We start from the raw sequence: 24,329 nt of genomic DNA on the forward strand, positions 1-24,329 counted from the left end.
CCGATGTTGCATCGCAACAAAACCCCGCCTATGCTGCACCGCACAATCCAGTCGTTCTCCGTCTGGACCTTTCAGGAGCTCAGCCATGTACCAGCAATTCAACGAACAGTTCGCCGCCGCTACGCGCCAGTTCGCGGACACGGCCGCTCAGGTCAACCGTCTGGCCCTCGACAACGCCGAGGCCGTGTTCGGCCTGCAGGTCGCCGCCATCGAAGACCGCGTCAACGCCACTTTCGCTTTCTTCGGTGAAGCCGCCGAAGCCCGCGATCTGGAAGCCTTCAAGACCCTGTGGCCGAAGGGCGCGCAGATCGCTCGCGAAAACGTCGAGCGCGCTGTCAGCACCGGTCAGGAAGCTTTCGGCCGCACCGTGAAGACCAACGAAGCCATCGCCGAGCTGGCCAAGTCGCAGATCGAAACCGCTGCCAAGGCCACCCAGGCCAACGTCGAGAAGGCCGCCAAGGCCGCGGCGAAGGCGACGGCTCCGACTGCCGCCGCGACCAAGTAAGCGCACCGTCTCTCTCTCCGGCCGTCACGGCGGATACGAAAAACCCGGCAGCTTCGGCTGCCGGGTTTTTTGTTGCCCGCGATTCGGCCTTCGCCATCGCTATCGATCGCCAGCGAGCCGCAGAGCATTCGCCGCGCTAGAACAGCGGCTGCAAGCGCCCGGCCAAGGCCTGCGGGTCGGGCGAAGCGGCATACGGCAGACGCCCCCAGCACGGCACCGGCAAACGCCGGCGCAGGATCTCGAAGTTGTCGTCGGCGCGCGCCATCTGCGGGTCGATGTCGTTGCCGATCCAGCCGACCAGGCGGGCGCCGTCGGCCTGGATCGCGCGCGCGCTCAGGCGCGCATGATTGATCGCACCCAGGCGCAGGCCGACCACCAGCACCACCGGCAAGTCCAGCGCGCGCACCAGGTCGATCTGGTCGAGCGTGGCGCTGATCGGCGCGGCCCAACCGCCGACGCCTTCGACCACCACCGTGTCCGACTGCGCCGCCAAGCGCGCATGCGCGGCGAGGATCGTCGCCAGCGCGATCTCGACCCCGGCCTCGGCAGCGGCGAGTTCCGGCGCCAACGGCTGCGGCAAGGCGTAGGGATTGACGTCGTCGTAGCGCGGTCTCGGCGCACTGGCCGCTTGCAACAGCAAGGCGTCCTCGTTGCGCCAACCCTCGGACGTGCGTTCGCAACCGCTCGCTACCGGCTTCATGCCGACCGCGCGCATGCCGCGCGCGCGCAAGGCGTGCAACAAGCTCGCGCTGGCCACCGACTTGCCGATGCCGGTGTCGGTGCCGGTGACGAACACGCCGCGCGGAAACACCGCGGACGCGGCCGTTGGTCGGGAGCCGGCCTCCACCGGGGGCTGGGTGTGACTCATCTCGCGCTTTTCCCTGGGGCGTGGAGTCCACCATGGTAGTGGCGGCGGATGCCGCTGTTACACTCCGATGATGTTTAAAACCTCCGCACTATCGGGCGACAAGCCCGAGCAATACGCGCAGCTGCTCGCCCAGGCGCGCGGTTTGCTCGACGGCGAACGCGACCGTATCGCCAACGCCGCCAACCTGTCGGCATTGGTCAGCCATGCCCTGCCGGAACTCAACTGGGTCGGCTTCTATTTCTACGACGGCGAAGAACTCGTGGTCGGCCCGTTCCAGGGCTTGCCGGCCTGCGTGCGCATTCCGCTCGATAAGGGCGTGTGCGGTGCGGCCGCCTCGACCCGCCAGACCCAACGCGTCGCCGACGTGCACGCCTTCCCCGGCCACATCGCCTGCGATGCCGCCTCGCGTTCGGAAGTGGTGGTGCCGCTGGTCCACGGCGACGCCCTGATCGGCGTGTTCGACCTCGACAGCCCGGTCCCGGACCGCTTCGATGCCGACGACCAGGCCGGCCTGGAAGCGCTGGCGCGCGTGTACGTGGAGGCGCTGGCATGACCGCGCCGAAGATGCGCAACATCGGCCCCAAGAGCGCGGCCTGGCTGCGCCAGGTCGGCCTGCGCACGCACGAGGACATCTCCGCGATCGGCACGGTCGAGGCCTTCATGCGCGTCAAGCGCGCCGGCTTCAAGCCGACCCTCAACCTGCTCTACGCGATCGAAGGCGCGCTGCTGGACTGCCATTGGCAGGAAATCAGCGACGAACGCCGGCAGCAACTGATCCAGGCCGCCGAAGCCGCGACCGCCCTGCTACCGCCGCCGCGCAACAAGCCGGCCGCCGCGCCGGTGCACACCACCGTGCACGCCGAAGAACGCCACGATGCGTTCGAGGGCGGCGGCCTGGACGGCAACGGCCTGGACGAGGACGACGACCGCCCCGGCGGCCGCGACGAGGACGACGGGCGCGACTGAGCCCGTCGACGCCGCTGCGCCCCCTCCGGCCGGCCCCCTCCGCCCACCCACGGCTTTGGCCCCGGGCGCCGGCTTCGCGTAGACTGCGCACCGCTTCAAGGTGACCCGGCGGCTTTCTCCATCGCCGGGTTGAAACGGGAAGCCGGTGACGCGCCCTCTCTTGCGGGAGGATCGGCGCCAGTCCGGCACTGCCCCCGCAACGGTAAGCAAGACAGATCGCGGCAACCGCCACTGTGCTCGACACGGGAAGGCGCCGCGATCGGCAGCCCGACCCCGCGTCGGCGCTGCGCTTGCGAGTCCGGAGACCGGCCTTGAAGCGCCACAGGTTGCGATGCGGAGGGCGTCGCGGCGGCTGCTATCCGGCTGTCTGCACGGCCCGCTGCCTCCTCGCAACCGTCTTCCGCCGTCGTCGTCGCGCGCCTCCGGGTGCGCGCGCTGGAGCTGTCCCCATGTCCGTCCGCAACACGCACGCCACGCGCGCACTGAACTTGTCCTTCGCCATCGCCTGCGCGCTGGCGCTGCCCGCCGCCGCCATCGCCGCTCCGGCCGGCGACGCCACCGACCTCGACGAGGTGGTGGTCACCGCCAACCGCACCGCGGTCAGCGTCAACGACACGCTGACCCCGGTCGACGTGCTGGACCGCGAGACCATCCAGCGCAGCCAGGCGCGCGACCTCAACGACCTGCTGCGCGGCCGCGCCGGCATCACCATTTCCAACCAGGGCGGCGCCGGCAAGCTCACCACCCTGTTCCTGCGCGGCAGCGAGTCCGACCACGTGCTGGTGCTGGTCGACGGCATCCGCGTCGGCTCGCCGACCTCGGGTCTGGCCGCGCTGCAGGACCTGCCGCTGGCACTGATCGACCGCATCGAGATCGTGCGCGGCCCGCGTTCGAGCCTGTACGGCGCCGACGCCATCGGCGGCGTGATCCAGGTGTTCACCCGCCGCGAGAAGCAGGGCTTCGCGCCGCGCGTGCACGTCGGCGGCGGCAGCAACGACAGCCTCGAATTCGGCACCGGCTTCGGCGGTCGCAGCGAGCGCGGCTGGTTCGGCGCCGACTACAGCTTCCGCAAGACCGAGGGCATCAACGCCTGCCGCGGCGCCGGCTTCCCGGTGTTCGCCGGCTGCTTCACCGACGAGCCCGACCGCGACGGTTACGAAAACCACGCCCTGTCGCTGCGCGGCGGCCTCGAGTTCAACGAGCAGTGGAGCATCGAAGGCCAGGCGCTGCGCGCGGAAGGCGAGAACGATTACGACGGCAGCTTCGTCAACCGCTCCGAGACCGTGCAACAGGTGATCGGCGGCAAGCTGCAATGGCGCCCGTCGGAAACCATCCACCTGCAGTTGCTGGCCGGCCGCAACGTCGACAGCTCGGATAATTTCCTCGGCGAAGTGCCGATGGGGTTCTTCAAGACCGATCGCGACAGCGCGACCTTGCAGGGCGACTTCACCCTGGCCGAAGGCCACGTGCTGAGCGCGGGCTTCGATTGGTTGCGCGACCGCGTCGACAGCGACACCGTGTACGACGAAAGCGAGCGCGACAACAAGGCCGGCTTCGTCCAGTACCAGGGCCGCTTCGGCGCGCAGTCGTTCGAGGCCAGCCTGCGCCGCGACGACAACGAACAGTTCGGCGGCCACACCACCGGCGGCGCGGCCTGGGGCCTGAACTTCGCCGAGCGCTGGCGCGTCACCGTCGGCTACGGCACCGCGTTCAAGGCGCCGACCTTCAACGAGCTGTACTACCCGTTCTTCGGCAACGCGACCCTGCGCCCGGAAGAGTCCAAGACCTGGGAGCTCGGCCTGGCCTATCGCGGCGAGCGTTTCAACGCCCGCATCGACGGCTTCGACACCCGCGCCGACGACCTGATCACCTACGACTCGTCGATCAACCTGCCCAACAACATCGACCGTGCGCGCATGCGCGGCGCCGAGATCGGCATCGACACCACGTTCGCGCAATGGACTCTGGCGGCGAGCGCCAGCGTCCTCGACACCGAGAACCGCGTCGGCTTCTATCAGGGCAACGACCTGCCGCGCCGCGCCAAGCACAGCGCGCGCATCGATCTGGACCGCAGCTTCGGCAAGTTCCGCTTCGGTGCGACCGCGGTCGGTTCGGGTTCGCGCTACGACGACGTCGCCAACAGCACCCGTCTCGGCGGCTACGGCACCCTCGACCTGCGCGCCGAGTACGCGATCACGCCGGCCCTGAGCCTGCAGGCGCGCGTGGCCAACGTGTTCGACCGCGAGTACGAAACCTCTTCGTACTTCAACCAGCCCGGCCGCGAATGGTTCCTGACTCTGCGCTACGCACCGGTCAACTGATCGCATTCGTCGACCGACCACACCGGTCGACCGACTAGCGCATCGTTGATGCATAAACAGAAAGCCCGGCATTGCCGGGCTTTCTGTTTTTGGCGCAGAAACACGCACGCCCCACGAACGCAGGCTCAGGTCGGCCGCAGCCCGCATTGCACCCAGCTGCGGCCGGCGATGTCGGCGACCACGCCGATCATGCCGTGGCGCCAGCGCCCGTCGTCCGGCCCCGAGGCCAGCGCTTCGTAAAGCTGCGCCGGCACGCCGTCGGCGAGGCTGCGCAGCTTGGCCGACGCCTCGGCATCGTGGTGGAACAGGCTCTTGGCCACGACGAAACAACTCAGCGCCCGCGGCTGGCCGTCCGCCGACAAGGCAAGGCTGATCCCGACATGACGCGGCAGGGCGCCGCCTTCCAACAGCGCCTCGAGCATGTCCATCAACGGCTGCGCATCGCCGAGCACCGCGCGCGCCATCGCCGCGAGCGCCGGCCGATCCAGCTCGTGACCCAGTGCATAGAACTCGGTGCTGCCGTCGGGATTCACACCGCTCAGTCGCCAGGTCAACAGGTTCGAACGCAGCAGGAAATAGCGATCCCGCCAGACCGTCGGCAGCCGCCCTGCATACAGATCGACATAGAGCTTGGTCGCGCGCTCTTCGCCATGACGCCCCGAGGCCCATGCACCGAACACCAGCGGGTCGTCGCGTTGCAGTTCCAGCCACGGGGTCAGGTCGCCCTGCCAATCCAAAGCCTGCGCGGCCAGCATCAGCCGCTCGCGATCGGCCAGCTCCGGCGCGGCGACCTCGGCGGTCCAGCGCACCGCCGCTTCGCGCGAACTCCAGGAGAATTCGACCGGCATGCCGGTGTTGGTCAGGCGGCTGAAACTGCCGGCCACTTCCGGCCAGACCGAACGCCCAAGCGGCGCGAGCACGTCGCCGAGCAGGTCCGCGGCGGCGGCGGCCTGCGCCGGCAGCACCGTCCCGAGTCGCCGCAAGGTGGCGGCGACGGGGCCGGCGATGTCGGCGCCGAGGCTTTGTTGCATCGGCGCAAGCCAGGCCGCTTCGGGATCGCGGCGCATGTCGATGACGGTATCGCTGCGCATGTCACTGCACCGCCACCAGCTCTTCGGTCTCGGCGACCCAGGCGCGCTGGTCGAACTGTCCCTGCATGCCGACGAAGGTGAAGCGCCGGCGGTAGTTGCGCAGGTCCTTGTTCTTCAGGGCGATGCGCAACTTGACCGGATCGGTCTGGCTGCCGGCCATCTCGATGCGCTCGTTGCGCTTGTAGGCGCCGTCCTCGTACTTCACGTCGATGTAGACGCGCTTGACCATGGCCGGGTCGAACACCGGGATGAACTCGAGCTGCAACGCATCCTCGAAGCTGTCGTGGACGATCAACTGCGGCACGTCGAGCTCGACCGGCGGCGTCGCCGGATCCGGATTGGCCACGCCCTTGCGCCGCTGCACCAGCTGATAGGTCACGCCGCGGTTGGCCGGGCCGGGCTTGGCGCCGCGCAGGCGCCAGGTCTTGGGACCGGACTCCTTGGTCAGCTTCAAGGTGGTCTTCGGCTCGGGCTGCGAGTAGCCGTGCGCCTGCAGCTTGACGTCGATCGAGTCGACCACGTCCCAGTCGATGTCGCCCGGGATCGCTTCGATGTGGCGGAACTCGACGTGCTCGTAGGGGTTCACGAACATCGTGCGGTCCTCGGTCGAGGCGGCCGGAATCGTGTACGAGGTGCGGTCGGCGGCCCAGTCGGACTGCGGGTCGAAGTGATACTGATACGAGGCGTCGTAGTCGATGTCGCGGGTGGCGTTCATGAACACCTCGAAGCGCTTGACCCCGGTTTCGCCCGGCCCGAACACGAAGTCGGCATGCTTGTGATCGCGCGGCTTGCTCTTGTCGCCGTAATCCAGCGCCACCTGCGCCGACAACAAATTGATCGGCTCGAACGCGATCGGCATGCTGGCTTCGACCGCGAACTGGCGGAAGAACGGATCGTCTAGGTCGATTTCCTTGAAGTACTTCGACTTGTCGCTGAGGTCCCCGAGCATCAGGCCGAAGAAGCCCTGCGGCGCATAAGTACGGCGCGTGGCCTCGGCGCGGTTGTAGCGCAGGGTCAGTTTCTTGCGCTCTTCCTGGCGCACGAACTTGAGCTTGAGCGACAGGCTCATCGCGGTCGGCGGCGTCGGCAGCGTCGGTGTCGGCTGCGGCTGCGGCTGCGGCTGCGGCTGCGGCTGTGGTTGCGGTTGCGGTTGCGGCTGGGGTTGCGGCTGCGGCTGGGGTTGTGGCGTGATCGAAGCCGGGCGGGCCAGACGTCCCCGCCAGCGGCTCGGCGTGGTCCCCGCGACGTTGCCGATCACATGCACCACCCGGTTGTCGGGATCGCCGCCCATCGGCGTATGCGAGCCGGGACGGCTGCTCGCCGGTACATCGCCGTGCGCATTGGCCGGGGTGATGGTGAAGTTGCCGCCGGCGCGGCGTACCACCGCCGCAGCGACATCGAGGCGGCGCTGCGACAGCGCTTTGTTGCGCGCCGCGCGCTGAGTCTCGTTCGCGCTGCTGACGTGCTCGTGGCTGGCGTAAGCCTCCAGGCGCACGTTGCGCGGCGGCGGCAGGCGGCGAATCCAGGCTTCCAGGCGCGCGCCACCCTGCTCCGGCCCGCTCCAGTCGCCGTCGCCTTCCATGCGCATGGTCCCCGAGGCATTCCAGTAACGGTCGTCGGCGAAGCGATTGGGTACGGGTCCGGGTCTGGGTTCCACCTGGTTATCGACATAAGCCCGGTACTCCGGCGAAGGCGGCGTCACCTGCCAACCTGTCGGCGACGGTCGGTCGAATTGGAAGAACAGGGCGAAGGTCTGCTCCTGCGTCGCCGCCGGCCATTCGACTTCGATGAGTTTGTTCGAGTCGGGATTGACGGTGACGGTGATGCGCCCCTGCGCATCCGGCGTCACCACTTGGCTCTCGACCTTCACCACCGCGCCGGCACCGGTCACGGTGATGGTCTCGGCCAGGCCGCTCGCGGCCGGCGTGTGGGTGACCGACTGCCCCGCCGGCAACGGCGTGGGTTCCTGCAATTCGACCGCGAGCGCCGCACGCTGGATCTGCGGCGTGGGCGGCGTGGTGCCGCCGGTGGTGCCGCCGGTTCCGGTGGTCGTACCGCCCGCGCCTCCGCCGCTGGTGCCGTTGAAGCCGCCACCGGGCGAGGTTCCTCCGGTGCCACCGGGCGTGCCGCCGGTGCCACCGCCCGTACCGGGCGTACCGCCGGTGCCACCGCCCGTACCAGGCGTGCCGCCGGTGCCGCCGCCCGTACCGGGCGTACCGCCGGTGCCGCCGCCCGTGCCGGGCGTGCCGCCGGTGCCGCCTCCCGTACCGGGTGTACCGCCGGTGCCGGCACGTGCCGCATCGGTCGCCAGTTGCCCTGGCGTCAGAGTCGGCTCGAACCACTTGCTCAGCAGATCGTCCTTGAAGAAATCCAGCGCCCATTTCTCCTGGTCGCGGCGATCTTCGGCATCGGTGAAAGCTTCGACCTGGATGTCGATGACGCCGTTCTGCACCAGCGACTCGAAGGCCGCGTCGATGCCGGCCTTGAACCAGGCGTACTGGCCTTCGAGGCTGGCGCTGAAGTGATTGAAGATGCGCTCGAAATCGGCGGTGATGGTGACCCGCAAGGCCGGTCGCATCGCCAGGTATTTGAGATCGTAGATCACCCCGATCGGGGTCATGCCGTCGCTAAGCGCCTGCTCCAGTATCGTCGCGCCCTCGGCCGACAGGCTGAGGCTGAAGGCGGCGCGGTTGGCCGCGTCCATCGACGGCACCGATGCGCCGAGGATGTGCTCGACCGCGTTGAAGGTGCCCGGGGCCGCGGGTTGCGCCGAGGTGCCGCCGCTGCCCTGCACGTTCAAGGCGATGCACTGCACCGAGCCTTCCTCGAAGGTCGCGGTGGTCAGGCGCACCGGCGGCGACACGCCGGGCTCGGAATTGAGCCGGCCCATGATCTTCGATTCCATCTGCGGCGACAGCTGCAAGGTGGTCACGAACATCACGAAACCGCCGCCCTTGTCGGCCGCGGTGGCGTCGGCGACGCGGTACTTGAGGAAACTGAATTCCTTGCGCTTGTCGGCCGCGCGCACGGCCAACTGCGGCGGACCGGGCAAGACCCAGAACTGGTTCTTGTCGGCGTGGTCGCGAAACACGGTGATGCCGTCGACGGTGATCGGCTTTTCTAGGCTGAGCATGACGAACTCCAGAATTCGAGAGTTCCTCGCGGCGGCATGCGCGCGGCGGAACGATCCTTGTACGTGGGGACCGCACCACCGCGGGCGGAAACCCGAGGCGGTGCGGCGACCTGGCGCGTTCGCTGCGCGCCGCAGCCCGGGACCGCGGAGCCATCGCCGAGCTCATGCGCGCCGCCGCTAAGCGGACACGCGCAAAGATCGAACCTTACGACTCCATCCCACCGGACCCCCGCCTCCGCGGGGACGGACAGCCACCGGCGAACCTCAAGGCATCTTCAACACCAGGTCGGTCGCGTCGGTCGCGGTCCAGTTCGTGCTCTTGTTGGTGCCGTTCTCGAGCAGATAACTGGCCTTGTACTCGTAGCGCATGCGGGTCGGGTCGAGGTAGTCGTACTCGAACTCGCCGGTCGCCTGAGCGCTGTCGAACTCGAAGTCCTCGGCGAACGACAGGCCGCCGGCGAAGTCCTCGAAGCGCAACGACACCTTGGTGCGGCGCATCTTGCGCTTGGCGAAATCGAGCGGCGGCTTGACCGTGACGATGCGACGGCCCTTCATGCCCGACTTCAGCATCACCCGGTTGCCGTTGGTGACCGACTCGGGGATCTCCTCGATGTCGCGGCCGTCCTTGTAGAGGATGCTGACGCTGTAGAACACGCCCTTGACCTCGGGATTGCGCAGGTCCACGGCGAAGGTCTGCGCGGCGGATCCTTCCTGGAACGACATCTGCTTTTCCTCCAGCAGGTCGTTGGCGCGATCGACGTAACGCAGGTCGACGAAGGCCTCCTGCACCTCGCTCCAATTGAAGTTCGGCACCACCTGCACCACGCGCCGGGTCGGGAACGGGTTGCGCACCGTCACCTGCGGCTCGTCCAGGGTGGTCCAGTCGCGCACCACGTCGCCGCCGGCGATGGCATGGAACACGGTGCGCACCTCGTAGTTGACCTTGGCCGGGTCGAGCATGAACATCTTCCAGCTGCCGCCCGGCACGTCCTTGGTCAGGCGCACCATGTCGTTCTGGTTGATCTTGTTGGCCGGGTCGCGGTAGCGCAGGAACACGTCGACCGAGCTGTAGCGTTCCCACGGGAAGTTCTCGGCCAGCACCGGCACGGTGTTGATCGTGTACAGGTCGCGCGGAATGATCTCGATGTTCTCGACGTCGTAGATCTGCGGCTTGGACTTGAGCTTGGTCGGCCGCTCGGCCGCGTCCACGCCCTTGAAGCTGACTTCGTACTCGACCTGCACATCGCGCTTCATCGACCCGCGTTCGAGTTGGCTCAGCCACTCGAAGCTGGCCTCGCCGGCGTTCGCGCCGAGCAAGGCGTTCATCGGCTTGTCGCCGTAGCGCACCCGCACGTTGATGCTGCCGATGTCGTCGGCGGCCAGGTCGGCGCGCGAGATCACCTTGACCCGGCGCTTCTTGAAGAAGTCGTTGTCCAGGCTGATCTGCTTGACCAGGCGCTCGCGCGGCACGCTGCCTTCGCGGATGGTCTTGAACAGGGCCGCCAGATGGCCTTGCGGATAGATCGAACGCTTGATCGCCACGCGCTCGGAGAAGTTGACGTTGAGCTTCTTCTTGTCGACGCGTTTGTAGTCCATGCGCTTGTAGCTGAAGCTGGGCATCAACGCGCCGATCGGCCCGCCCGCCGCCTGCGCGGAAGACTGCGCGGCGAACTTGCCGATTGCATCCAGGCCGCGCTCGAAGTCGGATTTCTTCTCCGGCGTCCACGGCGGCAGGCTGACCTGGAAGAAGGCGTCGGTGATCATGTTGCGCACCTGCGCCAGGGCGGCGTCGCGGCGGTCGATGATGCCGCGGGTGTCGTCGCCCTCGGCGACGAAGGTGTCGGCCTCCAGCACGATCGCGCGGTTATCGACCAACTCGTCGACCGCCTTGCCGATCTCGGTGGAGAAGAACATGTTTCCGCCGGAGAAGCTTTCGTCCATGTGCTTCTGGACCCGCTCCCAGTCGACCTTCAGGCTGATGTTGTAGGCCGGGCGCAGGCCGAGGAAATCCAGCGAATAGATCACCGCCACCGGCAGGATCTCGCCTTCCAGGCACTGCTCCATGACCGTGTAGCCGTCCTGGTCCAGGCGCACCGAGAACGCGGCCTGGTTGGCGCCGTACAGCGCCGGCTTGGCCGACTGGTCGATCTTGAGCACGAACTGCGGCCCGGCGCCGGGCGTGGGCGCGACGTCGCCGCTGGCCTTGCCGAGCATCAGCAGCTTCACCGTGCCGTCTTCCAGCGGCACCGGCGCGATGCGCGGCTTGTTGCGCAGGTTTTCGCTGTTGGCGATCTCGCGGGCGAGATCGTCGATCTGCTTTTGGCTGGCGCCGATGTTGCAGTCGAAATTGAGGAACCCGCCGGTGCCCGCGTCGCCGCGGAAACCGATCAGGAGGAACTGCGGCACGTCCATGCCGAGGGTGTTGTCGCGCACCGTGCTCAGGTGCGGCGTGGTCGGCATGTAGTACCACTGCTCGGGATCGGCATGATCGGGGAAGACCGAGATGCCGTTGATCTCACGAGTGCGGCTGTCGAGGAGAAGCATGATCGGACTCCTTCCGAGTCAGGCGTGATGGAACGTGCGGATAGCGCATCGACCTGTCGCAAAGGCCCGGCCGGCGAGCGGCCGGGCCTCGCGCGATCAGGCGGCCGGAAGCTCGAGGAAGACCGTCAGGTCGGTCTTGGTCTCCGGGCCCACCACCTTGCGTTTGCCGTCGCTGAGGAAGTAGGTGACGGTGGCCTTGTACTCCGGCGCGTCGCCGTCGTTGAGCGGCAACTTCCAACTCTTCTCCTCGTCGCCCGGCTTGAAGCGCAGGTCGATGCGCTTGGGCCCGTGCGACAGGGCCACGCTGACCATCTTGAGCTCGTCCCAGTTGAGCAAGTCCGGCACCACCGCCACTTCCAGCGCATCGAGCTTCTTGCCGACCAGGATGGTCGAGCGCGCCGCGACCTTCTCGGCTTCTTCCTTGCTGGTGCCGTCGGCGAACAAGGTGGTGACCGAGTACTTGACCTCGCCCAACTCCTCGTCGACGACCGGGAAGGTCCAGTCGAACGAGGTCATTTCGCCGGACAGCGTGACCACGGTCTTCTGGTTGTACTTGTTGGCCTTGTCGGCGTAGCTGGCGTCGACGGTGATCGAGGCGATCTCGGCGGTCAGGTCGCCGGCAGCGCGGAAGCTGATGGTCTTCGACGCCGAGAAGGGATCGTCGACGAACAACTCCTTGGCCTGCTGCTTCGCCGTCTTCTTGACCTGGCGGCCGTCGGCGAGCGTGTAGAGGAACTCCAGGTCGATGTCCTCGGTGCGGGGCGCACCGATGATCTTGCGCAGCTGAAAGGTCGGCGTGTCCTTGGTCATGTTGAACTTGGCTTCGACCGGCTGCTTGCCGCCCTTGTAACGCACCGTGACCTGGGTGCGCGGCACCTGCGCGAAATCGATATCGCCGGGACCGATGTCGAGCGCGAGCACGCCCAGGTCGTCGACGCTGATCGTCAGGTTGGTATCGTCGGTCTCGATTTCCGGCGACTGATGCTTGAAGGTGCTGTTCTTGTAATTGACCGTATAGGAGTACTTGAACTTGCGGATGCCCTGATGAACGAAGGCCTCGAACTTGGCCACGTCGTCGGGCTTGGTGAAGGTGAACTCCTGGACTTTCTTGTTCGCTCCGTGCGGATAGCTGATCTTCACCTCGACGCTGTGGATCGGCAGATTGGCGAAGTCGGCGTTGACCCGCATCACCACCTGCACCGTCTTGAGGAACTCGTCCAGGTTGATCTTGGAGTAGTAGTCCTCCCACTTCAGCGGCTTGTTCTTACTGTCCATCAGCGAGGTGATGGTCGGCAGCATGCCCTGCGGGTTGCGGTCGACGATGACCGCCTTGGCTTCGCTCCACTCCACCCGCACGTTGGCGATCTGGGTCTTGCTGATGCTGCGGCGGATGTTCTCGATGTCCTGGCCTTCCTGCAGTTCCTTGACGTTCGGGTCGACCTCGGCGATTTCCTTGAGCAGGTTGCGCTGAACCGCGGCTTCCAGCTGCTTGTTGATGATCGCGCGGATGTCGGCGTCGAGTTTGGCGTTGTCCTCCGGGCTCAGGTTCGGCGCCTGCACGAACTCGAAGTGGCTCTTGGTGATGTCGTTCTTCCAGCGAGTCGAATTGACCGATTCGCTGTAGCTGTCGGGGCCCCAGAACCTGTCCTCGGTCTTGACCTCCTGCACGAAGCGGTAGAACTCCGAGGCGTTCCAGGTGCCCCAGGCCTTCATTTCCGGCAGGCGCATGTAGCACTTCATCTTGTAGACGACCTGCACCGCCGAAGCCGAACCGGTGCTCAGGGTTTCCTTGAAGATCGCCGTACCCAGCTCGGACAGCTCGATCATGAACGAGGCGACGTTTCTGCCGTAGATCGAGGGCTTGCCGGCGCCGCGGATCTTCTCGACCAAGGCGCCGCCTTCGGTCAGCAGCAGTTCGACGGTGCCGTCGGTCCAGGTCACCGGCGCGATTGCCACCTTCGGCGGCGTCTTGCCCTTGTACTTCTCGGCGATCTTCTTCTGCAGTTCGCCGACGATCTTGGTCTGGACATCGGCGGGCACCGACAACTCGGTGTCGAAGGCGATGAAGCCGCCGAATTTCTTGCCGCCGTCCTCGCGGATCTGGCCGTACTCGACGAAGCGCAGCGCCAGCCCACCGCTGGCCATCTTCGCGAAATTCGGCGCCTCCGGCATGATGTAGTAAGTGAAGTCGTTGGCGTCGTCGCCATAGACCACATGTCCGAGAATCGTATCTACGTTGTCGATCTTAAGCATGGACCTGCTCCTTATCCGATGTCTGAAATGCGCGCGTTCCTGTTGCGCGCCTGCCTGTTCCGTGACTGTCCTGCGTGCCATTCCCGTGCGATGTAACGACCGCGCTTCGCGACGCAACGTAGTTCGGTACGAATGATTCAAACGCCGACGACGCTTCGCACCGGACAACGGTCACACTTTCTTTTCAGCCGTTTTCAGCGGCTTTTCGAGCGCGCACGCACCCCCATCGATGCGCGCCAGCGGACGCGAATCGGTGTATCGAAGGCGAAGTGCATCGACGCGATTCGATATCGCGCGCGGCTCTCGTCGTTTCCCGTGCGGCACGGCCGCCGACGCAAATGCGCGTCATCGACGGATCCGAATGGCGGCCGCGAACGGCGTTTCTTCAGCGCGCTCGCGGCCGCAAGACGATCCAAACCGGGCCGGCCGCCGCGTAATACGGCGACCGACCCGCAACCCTAGCTGCGCGGCAGACCCCAATCGGCGGCGTCGGCCGTGTACTGCTGCGTTTCTACCGCGGTGCCCGCGTCGTCGGTCTCGACCTGGCTTTGCCGGTAGCGACCGGCGCTCATCGCCTCCTCGTCGTCGTTCGAGCGCAACGACACATCGACCCGGACCGATTCGGTCTGGTAGGTCGAAGCGCTGCGCCGCATCGGCGCAGCATCGGTAACGGCGTAACGCACCGCCATCCAACCGTGCTCGCCTAGCAGTGCCTTGCGCACCTTCGCCGCCTGCTCGCCATCGAGCATGACGTTGAACGCGGCGTGGTACGGCGGCACGCCCGACGACTTGCTGTCGGCCAAAGACACGTACGCCCCTTTGCCGTCGCCGAGCATCAGGCTGGCCCCGTCGACCGTCACCGGCGCTTGTCGCAGCGTCACCCGCTCCAACGGCAGTTGCGCGCGCGCGGCCAGTTCGATGCGGATCGCATCCAGGGTCGCCGCCGACACGCCCCAGGCGCTGGTCAAAGCCAACATGACCACGCTGCCCACGCTTACCAGGGCGAATTGCGGGCGACCGTCGGCACCGCTGGCCAATCCGGGCGAGCGGGCCCGGTAATGCCAGGTCGCCGCTTCGTCGGCCGGCGCCACCCACACGCCGAGGATGTCTTCGTAACCGTTCTTGGTATCGCCGGCACTCATGTGCGTTCTCCGATCGTCGTCCTTGGGGCGTCGCTGCTGTGCAACTGCAGCGGCGTGTCGGGTTGCAGCACCTCGGACCAGGGCGACTGCGCCGACCAGCGCCAGCGATAGCCGGAGCGGAACGGCGACAGCGACAGCCAGGTCCATTGCGCCTGTGGCGCGCTGCGGGTGAATCTCACTTGCCTGCGTCGCGCGGGCTCGTCGGTGGCGTCTTCCGGGGCGATCTCGATCACCCGCTGCGGCGCGTCGTCGTCGAATTCGCAATGCAGGGCCAGCTCGCGCGAACCGCTGCCTTCGAAGCTGAAAGCGTCCAGACGCAAGGCCTCGGCGTCGACCGGCGCCATCGCCCGCCGGGTGCCGTCGCTGCGCGCACGCGCGCTGGCGCGGATGGTCGCCTGCTCGACGTCGGCCGGAATGGCGAAGGCGAAGCTCGCCGAGCCGCGGTCCAGGTTCGCGCGCGCCGACCACGGCTTGCCTTTGCGCAGGCCTTTGCACTCGACTTCGATGTCGGCCTGTTCGACGAACACGGGCTCGGCCTCGACCGGCACGAAACGCAGGCCGAAGTCGTCCGGCGCGACCAACAGATGCTCGCGGCTCGAAGTGCGCAGCGGGCCCTTGATGGTTTCGGCGCGACCGTCCGACAGCAGCAGCGCCGTGGCCTGCCAGGCGTAGTTGAGCTCTTCCTTCGGCGACAGACGCAGGTCCAGGGTGGTCGGACGATCCGCGGCGGCCAGTCGCGCCGAGGCCTTGATCGTGAACATGCGCGCCGGCGGCTTGGCCGGCACCTGCACGTCGACCTGCGCCTGGACGATGCCGATGCGCCGCTCCGGCAGGTTCGGCCGCACCGTGATCGCGCGCCAGCCGCTGCTCAGGCTGCGCACGTCGTGACGGCGCACCACCGCGTCGTGCAGGCTCGCCGCCGGCAGAGTGCGCAGCGGGCCGAGCGGGTCGGCTTCGACCGCGAACAAGCGCGGCGCCAGCACCGGCTCGGACAGGTTCCAATGCACCGAGCCGGTCGCCATCGCCGCCGCGTCGAAGGCGACGCGCACACCGGTGGCGGCGTCGGCCGGCGACGGCAGCAGGTTGGCGTAGCGCACGACGAGGCGATCGATCAGCGCATCGGCGAGCGGCTCCTTGAGCAGATCGCCGGAATTCGCCGCCAGCCCGAGGCCCATGCTCTGCGGCGCCTCGATCAAGCGCTGCCGCAGCAGCGCCAGGTCCAATGTAGTCGTACCGCCGCCGAGGGTCCTGACCGCCGCCAACAACGCGGCCGGATCGAAGTTCATCGTCAACGGCAGGCGATCGGCGACGCCGCGCACGCGCAGCCAGGCCTGGCCGTTGACCGCGAGCAGGCCGCGCTGCAGGGCGGCGACGAACAGATCGGTGGCGGCGCTGTCCAGTCGCACCGCCAACCCCGTCGAGCCCAAGCTCGCGCTGTCGAGCGGCAACAGCTCGCCGAGCGACGACGGCAGATCCAACGCCTCCACCGCACTCAGGCGCAACCAGCCGCCTTCGTTCGGCAGCGCCGACAAGACGGCGTTCTGCCCGGCATCGAAGGCGGCGCGACGCGCCTCGTCGAGGCCGAACTCGGCGGCGAAGGCGATCGACAGGATCGAAAAGCGCTCCAGCCCGGCATTGCCGCGATCCTGCTGGAAGATGTCGAGTCGCATCGGTGGCTCGCCGCCGATGCCTGGCGTGGTCGGCGGCACCGCACCGGCGCCGTGCGCCGAGAGCAGCACCGGCGGCAATTGGAATGCGCCGGGACGCTCGTAGGCGGCGAATGCGATGCGTTCGCCGACTTGCATCGGCATGCGCCAATCGGGGCGGCCAGAGAACGACATCGCTCAGGCCCCCGCGATCAGCACGGCGGGTTCGTCGGTGCGGCACCAGGGCGTGCTCGGCAGGCTCTGGCCCGACTTGTACATCACCGTCTGCCGGTATTCATAGAAACCTTCGCTGTCGCGGCGCAACAGGATGTCCATCAACGGCACCGGCACGTCGACGTCGACGGCGAGGTTGGCGGCGTCGAGCACGGCGCGCTTGTTGCCGCGGAACTCGACGATGATGCTGGCGATCTCGCCCGCGGGCTGGCCGGCGTTGAGCAAGACCTCGGGCGTGGTCATCAATCGCACCGGACGCACCGTTTCCTGGTCGATGGTCTCGTCCAGGGTGTATTTCATGATCGCCTCGCCGTCGGGAATGCTGCGCACCGAGGCGGTGTTGAAGATCGCATCGGCCGGCGCGGTGCCGCTGAGGGCGGCGGTCGGCTGGACCACGAAATCGACGCCCTGCTCGGGCGCGATCTCGACCGGCTGGCTCAAGTCCAGGCCTTCGATGCGGCCTTCGACCAGGCCTTCGCCGCGCGTGATCCAGGTCGGCAGGCGGGCGATGCGCAGCTTGCTCTCGGTGGCGTTGAGCAAGCGCACCGCCACCGCGCCGGTGTTCGGGTCGGGGGTTTCGATCGACTGGAACAGCTCGCCTTCCATGTCGGCGAAGTTGAGCTTGACCGGCACCATCACGTTCTCGTTGATGCCGGTCGACACCACCACGCTGCCTTGCAACAGGTTGGAGTTCGACAGCGACATCAGCACCGCGAACACTTCCTGGAAGTCGTCGAACTCGAAACGCTCGTTGACGGTGAAGCCGTTGTCCCAGTCGATCGCCGCCGGCACCGTCTCGAAGCGGATCGCGCCGTCGCGCATCAGCGCCAACTGCAGGGTCGAGCTGGCGCGCAGCAGGCGCAGGTCGAACTCGCGCTGCGGGTTGTCGGCGCTGGCCGGTACCTTGCTCGCCAGTTCGCGGCGCGCGGCGAGCAGGCGCTCGCCGTCGGTCACCGGGCGTACTTCGCAGGTCAGGTCGACCTTGGCGTCGTCGGCGTCCGCGCCCTGGTCGATGCGGAACGCCAGCGACGGCGCATGCGGCGCTTCGCTGCGGCGGGCGAGCTTGAAGGCGTCGGGCAGGTAATAGATGCGCGCCGGGTCGCTCATGTCCTGGAAATAGGCATGGCTGCGGCCGCCGCCGGCCGGATAGCGCAGGGAATGCACCACCCAACGCGGCGCCGCCGGGCCGGGCTGGGCGCCGGACGGATACAGATAGGGATGCAGCAGCGGCTCGAAGAACAACGGGATCGCCCAGTCCTGCGACTGGTTGGAAACCTCGTAGCGCGGCTCCGGCGCCGGCTCGGGTTGCGGCTCGGGTTGCGGTAGCGGCTCCGGCTCGGGCTGGACGATGATCGGCTCGCCGTCGAAACCGCGGCGCTTGATGTGCATGCGCATGCCCGGCATCGCCGCGCCGCGCGCCATCATCGCCGGCCGCATCATGGCCGGCTTGACCGTCGTCGCCGGCGTCGCGCTCGGCGCTACCCGCAGACTCGCCGTCGAAGCACGCGACAAGGCCGCCGCCGACACGCTCGCCTGCGGCGCCCGCGACAGCAGCATCTGGCCCTTGATCATCATCAACTGGCGCTTGGGCGCATCCGGCGCCGGGCTGGCCGGCAACGGCACCGCCACGGTGTAGCCGCGCGAGACCAGCAGGCGCGCCTGCGACTCGCTCGACATGAAGGCGCGCAACAACGCATCGCGTTCGGCCAGGCTCAGGCGCAGCATCGCCACACAGCCGCCGCGCGGGTCCTCGACCAGCTCGCCGACCGGGAGGCGTTGCTCGATCGCGGTGCCGGCGGCGCGGTAGCTGATCACCGCGCTGCGCGCGACCGGCAGCATCTGCGCACTGCGCGCGGCATCGCCGATCTCGGCGGCCGGATAGGTTTCCATCGCCACGCTGACCGCCCACAGGCCGTCCTGGGCCTGCGCCACCTTGATCTCGTAGCGGCCGCCTTCGTTGCGCACGCGGTAGCGCGGCAGCCAATAGCGCTGCTGCGGGTTATGCGGGTCCTCGAACAGGCAGCGGTCGTCGGGCGTTGCGCTCGGGCTGATCGGATGCGGCGACTGCGAACGCACGAAACCGGCATCGGCCTTGATCGGAAACAGGCCCGGACGCAAATCGTTCAAGCGCGGTCGCACCGTCCGGCCTTCGAGCTGGGCGATGATCGCCGGCTGCGCGCGCAGCATCGCCGGGTTGATCCGCATCGCCGGCATCACCGCGGGACGCGCGACGACCTCCGCAACCGCTGCGGGCGCGACCACCGCGGGCGCGGCGACGGGCGCGGCCACCGGCGCCGCGACGGGCATGGCGATCTTGATGGGCTTGGCGGGGGCGACCGCGACGGCCGGACGCACGCCGGCGACGATCTGGTTGAGATTGAGCAGACGGCCCGGGGGCATGCGGTTCTCCTTGAAGTCAGCGTCGGAACGCTGTCCGGCGAGGCGGTCCGGCCTCGTCGGGTCCTGGGTATCGTTCGAGTGCGCCCATGGCGCCCATCACCTGCAATACAACGCGGCGCCCGCGCGGCGCAGGACGTTGCATGGATGAAACGGATTCGGCGCGCCGCGCATTCAGCACCTGCGACGCACCTGGCGACGCGAAGCCGATGGGCGATCGGCGCAGCGATACGGATGCAGGCGCAAAAAAACGGGAACGCCAGGCGTTCCCGTTTTCTGTCGCGACTTGCGACGACTTGCGACGATGCCGCCGCGCGCGTCATGCGGCGGCGGACTACGAATACCGCTTACAGCGTGACCAGGCTGAGCCCGTACTGCTCGAGAATCGGATTCACCGGCTGGAACCAGGTCGCCGCCATGAACTGGCCGCAATTGTGCTCCGCGCCGGGAAGGATGTTGGCTGCGGAGGTCACGCCCTGCGCGTGTTCGTACACATCGATCCAACCGCCGCCGGAGTCGCCGAAACCGGCGCAGGCATTGGTCTGGGTCAGGCCATAGACCATGCCGCCGCCCGCGACGTTCACGCTGACGTTCTTGGCGATGACGTAGCCGCACTGATAACCGGTCTTCCAACCCGAGCGGCAGACGATCGCGCTGTAGTGGGCCTCGTTACTGCCGCGCACGTAGAAATACGCGCCAGCGTAGTTGCTTACCCACGGCAACACGTCGTGCTGAGCGCCAAGGGCCACCCAGGCCCGGTCGGCCACCGGATACTCCGACGCCGCGATGTAACCGGCAGGCGCGCCATCGAGCCAGATCGATTCGCCGACCGTGCCGCAATGGCCAGCGGTGACGAAGCCCTTGGTCGCGCCTTGTCGCACCGAAAAACCGACCGAACAGGAAGGCGCGCCGTTCTTCTGGTAGGCGCGGCCGGTGTAGACCGCCGCAGTCGCTTGCGGCGCGCCTTCCATGGCCGTGAAACGCAGCAGACCGCTGGCGGCGCCGCTGGCTGCGGCGAAATCGATCGCACGCTCCATCCGCTCCGGCGCCACGCTGATCAGCACCGAGTTACTGGCCGGATCGACATGCCAGGCATGCACGCCGTCGAGCGGCCGGCTGATGCCGGACACCCGCGCCCGCGCACTGCGATCCAGCCGCGCTTTCGCCGCTTCCAGCTCGACCAGGCTGTAACGCACCTTGCGCAGTTGCACGCCCTCAAGCGCGAGCTGGGCGCGCGGATCGGACGAGGCGACGATCAAGCGCACCTCATCGTCCGCCCCTCGCTCGATCCAACTGCCTGCGTAACGCGCGCCCAGGCGCTGCTGCGCAAGCGCCGCCTTCGCCGGCGCATCGCCTTGAAGTTGCAGCCAGCGGGTGGCCTGCGTCGCGGACAGCCCCAGATCGCGCTGAGCGGCGCTCAGCATCGCCGGATTGACCTTCATCTCCGATGCTCCGGCAGCGAACGCGACGCCGCAGAGCAAGGTCGAAACAACAACGCTGGCACCGGTCCGGTCCAGCCAGTCTCGAACGATCGACATACCCATCTCCTTTGGTTTGAAACATCCAGCCGCGCGCTCTGGCGCGGTCGCGGTCCGTCGCGAATGTCGTCGGATGAGTACATTCGACGGACGCGTCCAGCTAACCCCATCCGCGCGAACGATGCAGTTGCGCAGGTCACAGCGGCATTCGCCACCGCATCACAAACCCAGCGAACGCCGCTGCGCTGCAGCGTTGCAGACGCAGGTCCCGCATCGCGCTGCGCGCGCTCATCCGAAGCCTGTGCGTGGCGCAGCGATCGCGGCTGCGTTGCGACCGGCGCGGCTTCGACCGGGTCGAACGCCGCGTCGAAACCCATCGCCCTGTTCAGCTCATCCGACAGCGGGCGGCGGCGCCAGTCGCGGCGGCTGCGACAGGCTGAGGCTTCGATAGACGACGCGTCCGGTGCCGGAGACTTCCGTCACCGCAGCCGTTCGACCGATTTTCTGCGTTCTCGTCGAACGCTCCCGGCGTCGCAAAACGTGCTGCGATGCCTTGATAACGTGACTGGCCGCGCATCAGTTCCGGCCCATCGTGTGACCTGTATCGCGATCACGAGTGGCCTTGTGTCGCAGGCGAAGGCTATCGAAACAACGCACGTGCACGGCGGCCCCACGCCGCAGGCACTCGATCGAGCGGGCCACGGCGAACACGGGGATCGACCGCGGCCTGGGCATCCAAGTCATCCATTCTCGTCATCACAGGACGGACCACAAGATGAAGACTGTTTCGCCACCGCAGCCGTGCTCCAACAAAGTCGTCGACATCGACCAGTTCTGGAAACTCGCCGACGATCTGCAGAATACGACCGTCGAACAAGCTAAGGACATGTTCTCCTTCGTCGAAACCGCCAGCCCGGAGCGCCTGTTCTCGTTGCTGGCGCAGTACCGTTACTTCACCGTCTATTACATCACCGATATCGCGCTGTTGATCGCCAGACTGCGGCCCGGGCGGATGCGCAGTTTCCTTGCCGACATTCTCCTCGACGAGTTGGGCGAAGGCGACCACACCCAAGCGCATCCAGAGTTGTACGACGACTTCCTGAGCAGCCTCGGGATCGCCCACCCGCCGCTGGACAGCATGGCGCTGGCCGGCAACATCGCATTGTTGGACAAGGCCCGTTCCAACCTGATGGACCCCGCCTACAGCACGGCCTACGGCATCGGCTTGCGCGGCATGGGCGGCGAGTGCGTATGCCAGATCTATCTCGCCCGCCTATACCAGCATTTGCTGCGCAATCCCTACATCCAACAGCGCAAGGACACGATCGCCTGGAAGTTCTGGGAGCTGCACGTCGGCGAACACGACATCGCCCATCGCGAGAGCCTGCGCAAGCTCATCAGCGAGGAGATCGCGTCCATGGACAGCGGCAGCGTCGAGGCGCTGCAGGACGGTTTCTGCGACAGCATGACCGCCTGGACCTCGTTCTGGCAGAACATCCAGGACGCAGCGACGAGGCCCGGCGGCGATGACGCCGCCGAACGCGCCGCGGTCGGCGAAATCGTCTTGAAGCCGGCCGGCGACCACGGCGGCGGGGCCATCCGTCAGTTCCATCTGGCCATCGGCGTGCACGACCTGGAACAAGCCCGCCAGTTCTATTGCGATGTGCTCGGCGCGAAACAGGGCCGGTCGACCAGGAACCTGATCGACCTCGACTTCTACGGGCATCATCTGGTCATTCACCAGACACCCGGCGGCAGCGAGGGCGCCGACGCCTCGTTCGGGTCTGCGTTCTACGGCGAGACCGTGCGGGTACCGCACTTCGGCGTGAACCTCGACTGGAAGGACTGGAGTTCGTTGGCCGACCGCATCAAGTCGCGGGGGCATGCCTTCATCGATCCGCCGCACGTACGCATGCGCGACCTGCCCGGCGAGCACGCGACCATGTTCCTGAGCGACCCGAGCGGCAACTCGCTCGAGTTCAAGGCCTTCCGCAACCATGACGAGGTGTTCTCGGTGATCTTCTCCAACAGCACCCGCGACATCTTCGGCCTGGATGCGCTGGTGGAAAAAGCGGCCACCGCCTGATGCGGCCTGGAAGGAAGCCCGGTATCCCCGGGTTTCCTTCCACTGCGGCAGGATGCTTTTGGTTCGGGCGCTGCACGAAGCGCGCAGTGACTCGGCTGGCGCTCGATTGGCGTTCGACGGACGCCCGGCTACTGGACCAGATAACGGTCGGCGACGTTCAAGGCCTCGTCGATGATGTCCAACCCAGTCCGCAGATCGGCTTGGCTGATGTTGAGCGGCGGAGCGATGTGGACCCGGTTGAAATGGACAAACGGCCACAACCCCCTGTCCTTGCACGCCGCCGCGAACTCGGCCATGGGCCGGTTGTCGGCGCCGGTCGCGTTGTACGGAACCAGCGGTTCGCGGCTGGCCGAATCGCGTACCAGTTCTAAGGCCCAGAACATGCCGAGACCCCGCACCTCGCCGATCGACGGATGCCGGCTCTTGAGTTGTTCCAACGCGGGCCGCACCAGCTCCTCGCCGAGGCGGCGAACGCGCTCGATGAGGCCTTCTTCCCGATACACGTTCAGGCAGGCGACGGCGGCCGCGCAGGCCAAGGGATGGCCCGAATAGGTCAGGCCTCCCGGGAAGACGCGGTGAGCGAAGGTCTGGGCGATGCGCTCGCTGATGATCACTCCGCCGAGGGGGACATAACCGCAGTTGACGCCCTTGGCGAACGTGATCAGGTCCGGGACCACGCCCCAGCGATCGATCGCGAACCACTCGCCGCAGCGCCCGAATCCCACCATGACTTCGTCGGCCACCATGACGATGCCGTGCCGGTCGCACAGCTCGCGCACGCCGCGCAGGTAACCGTCCGGCGGAACCAGGACGCCGTTGCCGCCGACCACCGACTCCAACACGATGGCCGCCACGGTATGCGGACCCTCGACCATGAGTACATCGGCCAGGTGCGCCAGCGCCCGTTCGCATTCCTGCGCCTCGGAGTCGGAATGGAAGGCCGAGCGATACGCGTACGGCCCCCAGAACTTGACCGTCCCGGGCATGCCGGGTTCGGCGCCCCATCGGCGCGGATCGCCGGTCAGCGATATCGCCCCGGCGGTCGCGCCGTGATAGCTACGATACGCCGACAGGACCTTGACGCGGCCGGTGTGATGCCGGGCGACGCGCACCGCGTTCTCCACCGCTTCGGCGCCACCGCTGGTGAAGAACACCTTGTCGAGATCGCCGGGCGCCGCTTGCGCGATCAACCGCGCCGCTTCGGCCGTGGCTTCGTTCGCATGATAGGGGGCGAGCGTGCACAGGCGCTCGGCCTGCGCCTGGATCGCGGCGACCAGCTTGGGGTGCTGATGGCCGAGATTGACGTTGACCAACTGGCTGGAGAAATCCAGCCAGGTCCGGCCGCTCTCGTCCCAGAAGCGCGAACCACTGCCGCCGGCGACCACCACCGGGTCCAGGGAGGCTTGCGCCGACCACGAATGCACGACATGGGCGCGGTCGTTCCGGTAGGCCGCGGACGCCGCTGCGGTAACCGCCGTCTGTTCGCTCTGGATCGGGGTATCGGTCATCTTGGTGTCGACTCCGATGAGGCACGGGCAATGCCCGGTTGAGTTCGCATCGCCCGGCGACCGCTGCCCTGCGCCGGCGCCCGGCACGGCTCGTGCCGCGCGGTGCCTCGCTACTTCAACAGCTTCCTGCAGCCGGGGAAAGCCTCCTCCGCCAACT

General features: G+C 67.3%; 16 protein-coding genes and 1 riboswitch. Of the genes, 6 read left to right on the top strand and 10 right to left on the bottom strand.

Features of this window, described 5'->3' with window-relative positions; translation table 11 throughout:
- Positions 1–85: 85 nt before the first annotated feature.
- Positions 86–505, top strand: a complete 420-nt coding sequence (locus GLA29479_RS10095; RefSeq protein WP_057919184.1) for a phasin family protein — start codon at positions 86–88, stop codon at positions 503–505.
- 136 nt (positions 506–641) lie between these two features.
- Here the strand turns inward: GLA29479_RS10095 and bioD are convergent, their stop codons facing one another.
- Entirely contained in the window at positions 642–1,373 is a 732-nt protein-coding gene (gene bioD, locus GLA29479_RS10100) for a dethiobiotin synthase (RefSeq protein WP_082638491.1), read from the bottom strand.
- A 70-nt stretch (positions 1,374–1,443) separates the two neighbouring features.
- Here bioD and GLA29479_RS10105 point away from each other — a divergent pair, with 70 nt between their 5' ends.
- The 3 genes from GLA29479_RS10105 to btuB all read left to right on the top strand — a co-directional run bounded on the left by GLA29479_RS10105 (position 1,444) and on the right by btuB (position 4,660).
- Entirely contained in the window at positions 1,444–1,926 is a 483-nt protein-coding gene (locus GLA29479_RS10105; protein ID WP_057973148.1) for a GAF domain-containing protein, read from the top strand.
- Entirely contained in the window at positions 1,923–2,339 is a 417-nt protein-coding gene (locus GLA29479_RS10110; protein ID WP_057971495.1) for a TfoX/Sxy family protein, read from the top strand. The genes GLA29479_RS10105 and GLA29479_RS10110 overlap by 4 nt, the downstream gene beginning before the upstream one ends.
- 81 nt (positions 2,340–2,420) lie before the next feature.
- Positions 2,421–2,667: riboswitch (cobalamin riboswitch) on the top strand.
- A gap of 121 nt (positions 2,668–2,788) precedes the next feature.
- Positions 2,789–4,660, top strand: coding sequence for a TonB-dependent vitamin B12 receptor (gene btuB, locus GLA29479_RS10115; protein WP_057971496.1), 1,872 nt, complete (start codon positions 2,789–2,791; stop codon positions 4,658–4,660).
- Positions 4,661–4,785: 125 nt separating this feature from the next.
- On the opposite strand, the gene GLA29479_RS10120 is transcribed toward btuB, so the two are convergent.
- From GLA29479_RS10120 to GLA29479_RS10135, 4 genes are all read right to left on the bottom strand, one after another.
- Positions 4,786–5,751 carry a hypothetical protein gene (locus GLA29479_RS10120; RefSeq protein ID WP_057971497.1) on the bottom strand — a complete coding sequence of 322 codons (966 nt, stop codon included), beginning with the start codon at positions 5,749–5,751 and terminating at the stop codon, positions 4,786–4,788.
- A gap of 1 nt (position 5,752) precedes the next feature.
- Positions 5,753–8,884: a hypothetical protein gene (locus tag GLA29479_RS24450; protein WP_057971498.1), complete on the bottom strand. Its 3,132-nt coding sequence runs from the start codon at positions 8,882–8,884 to the stop codon at positions 5,753–5,755.
- Between the two features lie 264 nt (positions 8,885–9,148).
- Entirely contained in the window at positions 9,149–11,428 is a 2,280-nt protein-coding gene (locus GLA29479_RS10130) for a hypothetical protein (protein WP_057971499.1), read from the bottom strand.
- Positions 11,429–11,524: 96 nt separating this feature from the next.
- Positions 11,525–13,681: a hypothetical protein gene (locus tag GLA29479_RS10135; protein WP_057971500.1), complete on the bottom strand. Its 2,157-nt coding sequence runs from the start codon at positions 13,679–13,681 to the stop codon at positions 11,525–11,527.
- 132 nt (positions 13,682–13,813) lie between these two features.
- On the opposite strand from GLA29479_RS10135, the gene GLA29479_RS24455 reads away from it, so the two are divergent.
- Positions 13,814–14,143, top strand: coding sequence for a hypothetical protein (locus tag GLA29479_RS24455; protein WP_144436441.1), 330 nt, complete (start codon positions 13,814–13,816; stop codon positions 14,141–14,143).
- Here GLA29479_RS24455 and GLA29479_RS10140 read toward each other — a convergent pair.
- The 4 genes from GLA29479_RS10140 to GLA29479_RS10155 form a co-directional block, all read right to left on the bottom strand.
- Complete coding sequence (locus GLA29479_RS10140) at positions 14,140–14,823, bottom strand: hypothetical protein (RefSeq protein ID WP_057971501.1); 684 nt, start codon at positions 14,821–14,823, stop codon at positions 14,140–14,142. The genes GLA29479_RS24455 and GLA29479_RS10140 overlap by 4 nt on opposite strands.
- Positions 14,820–16,634 carry a hypothetical protein gene (locus GLA29479_RS10145; RefSeq protein ID WP_144436442.1) on the bottom strand — a complete coding sequence of 605 codons (1,815 nt, stop codon included), beginning with the start codon at positions 16,632–16,634 and terminating at the stop codon, positions 14,820–14,822. The genes GLA29479_RS10140 and GLA29479_RS10145 overlap by 4 nt, the downstream gene beginning before the upstream one ends.
- Positions 16,635–16,667: 33 nt before the next feature.
- Positions 16,668–19,103 (bottom strand): hypothetical protein, encoded by a 2,436-nt coding sequence (locus GLA29479_RS10150; RefSeq protein WP_057971503.1) that lies wholly within the window; start codon positions 19,101–19,103, stop codon positions 16,668–16,670.
- A gap of 344 nt (positions 19,104–19,447) precedes the next feature.
- On the bottom strand, positions 19,448–20,638 hold the full coding sequence (locus GLA29479_RS10155; protein WP_169795640.1) for a S1 family peptidase: 1,191 nt from the start codon (positions 20,636–20,638) through the stop codon (positions 19,448–19,450).
- 715 nt (positions 20,639–21,353) lie between these two features.
- Between GLA29479_RS10155 and GLA29479_RS10160 the strand changes: the two genes are divergently transcribed.
- Positions 21,354–22,664: an iron-containing redox enzyme family protein gene (locus tag GLA29479_RS10160; protein WP_057971504.1), complete on the top strand. Its 1,311-nt coding sequence runs from the start codon at positions 21,354–21,356 to the stop codon at positions 22,662–22,664.
- Positions 22,665–22,792: 128 nt separating this feature from the next.
- On the opposite strand, the gene GLA29479_RS10165 is transcribed toward GLA29479_RS10160, so the two are convergent.
- Positions 22,793–24,172 carry an aspartate aminotransferase family protein gene (locus GLA29479_RS10165; protein ID WP_057971505.1) on the bottom strand — a complete coding sequence of 460 codons (1,380 nt, stop codon included), beginning with the start codon at positions 24,170–24,172 and terminating at the stop codon, positions 22,793–22,795.
- Positions 24,173–24,329 lie beyond the last annotated feature (157 nt).

Source organism: Lysobacter antibioticus, from assembly GCF_001442535.1.
In the GTDB taxonomy this organism is placed as follows: Bacteria; Pseudomonadota; Gammaproteobacteria; order Xanthomonadales; family Xanthomonadaceae; genus Lysobacter; species Lysobacter antibioticus.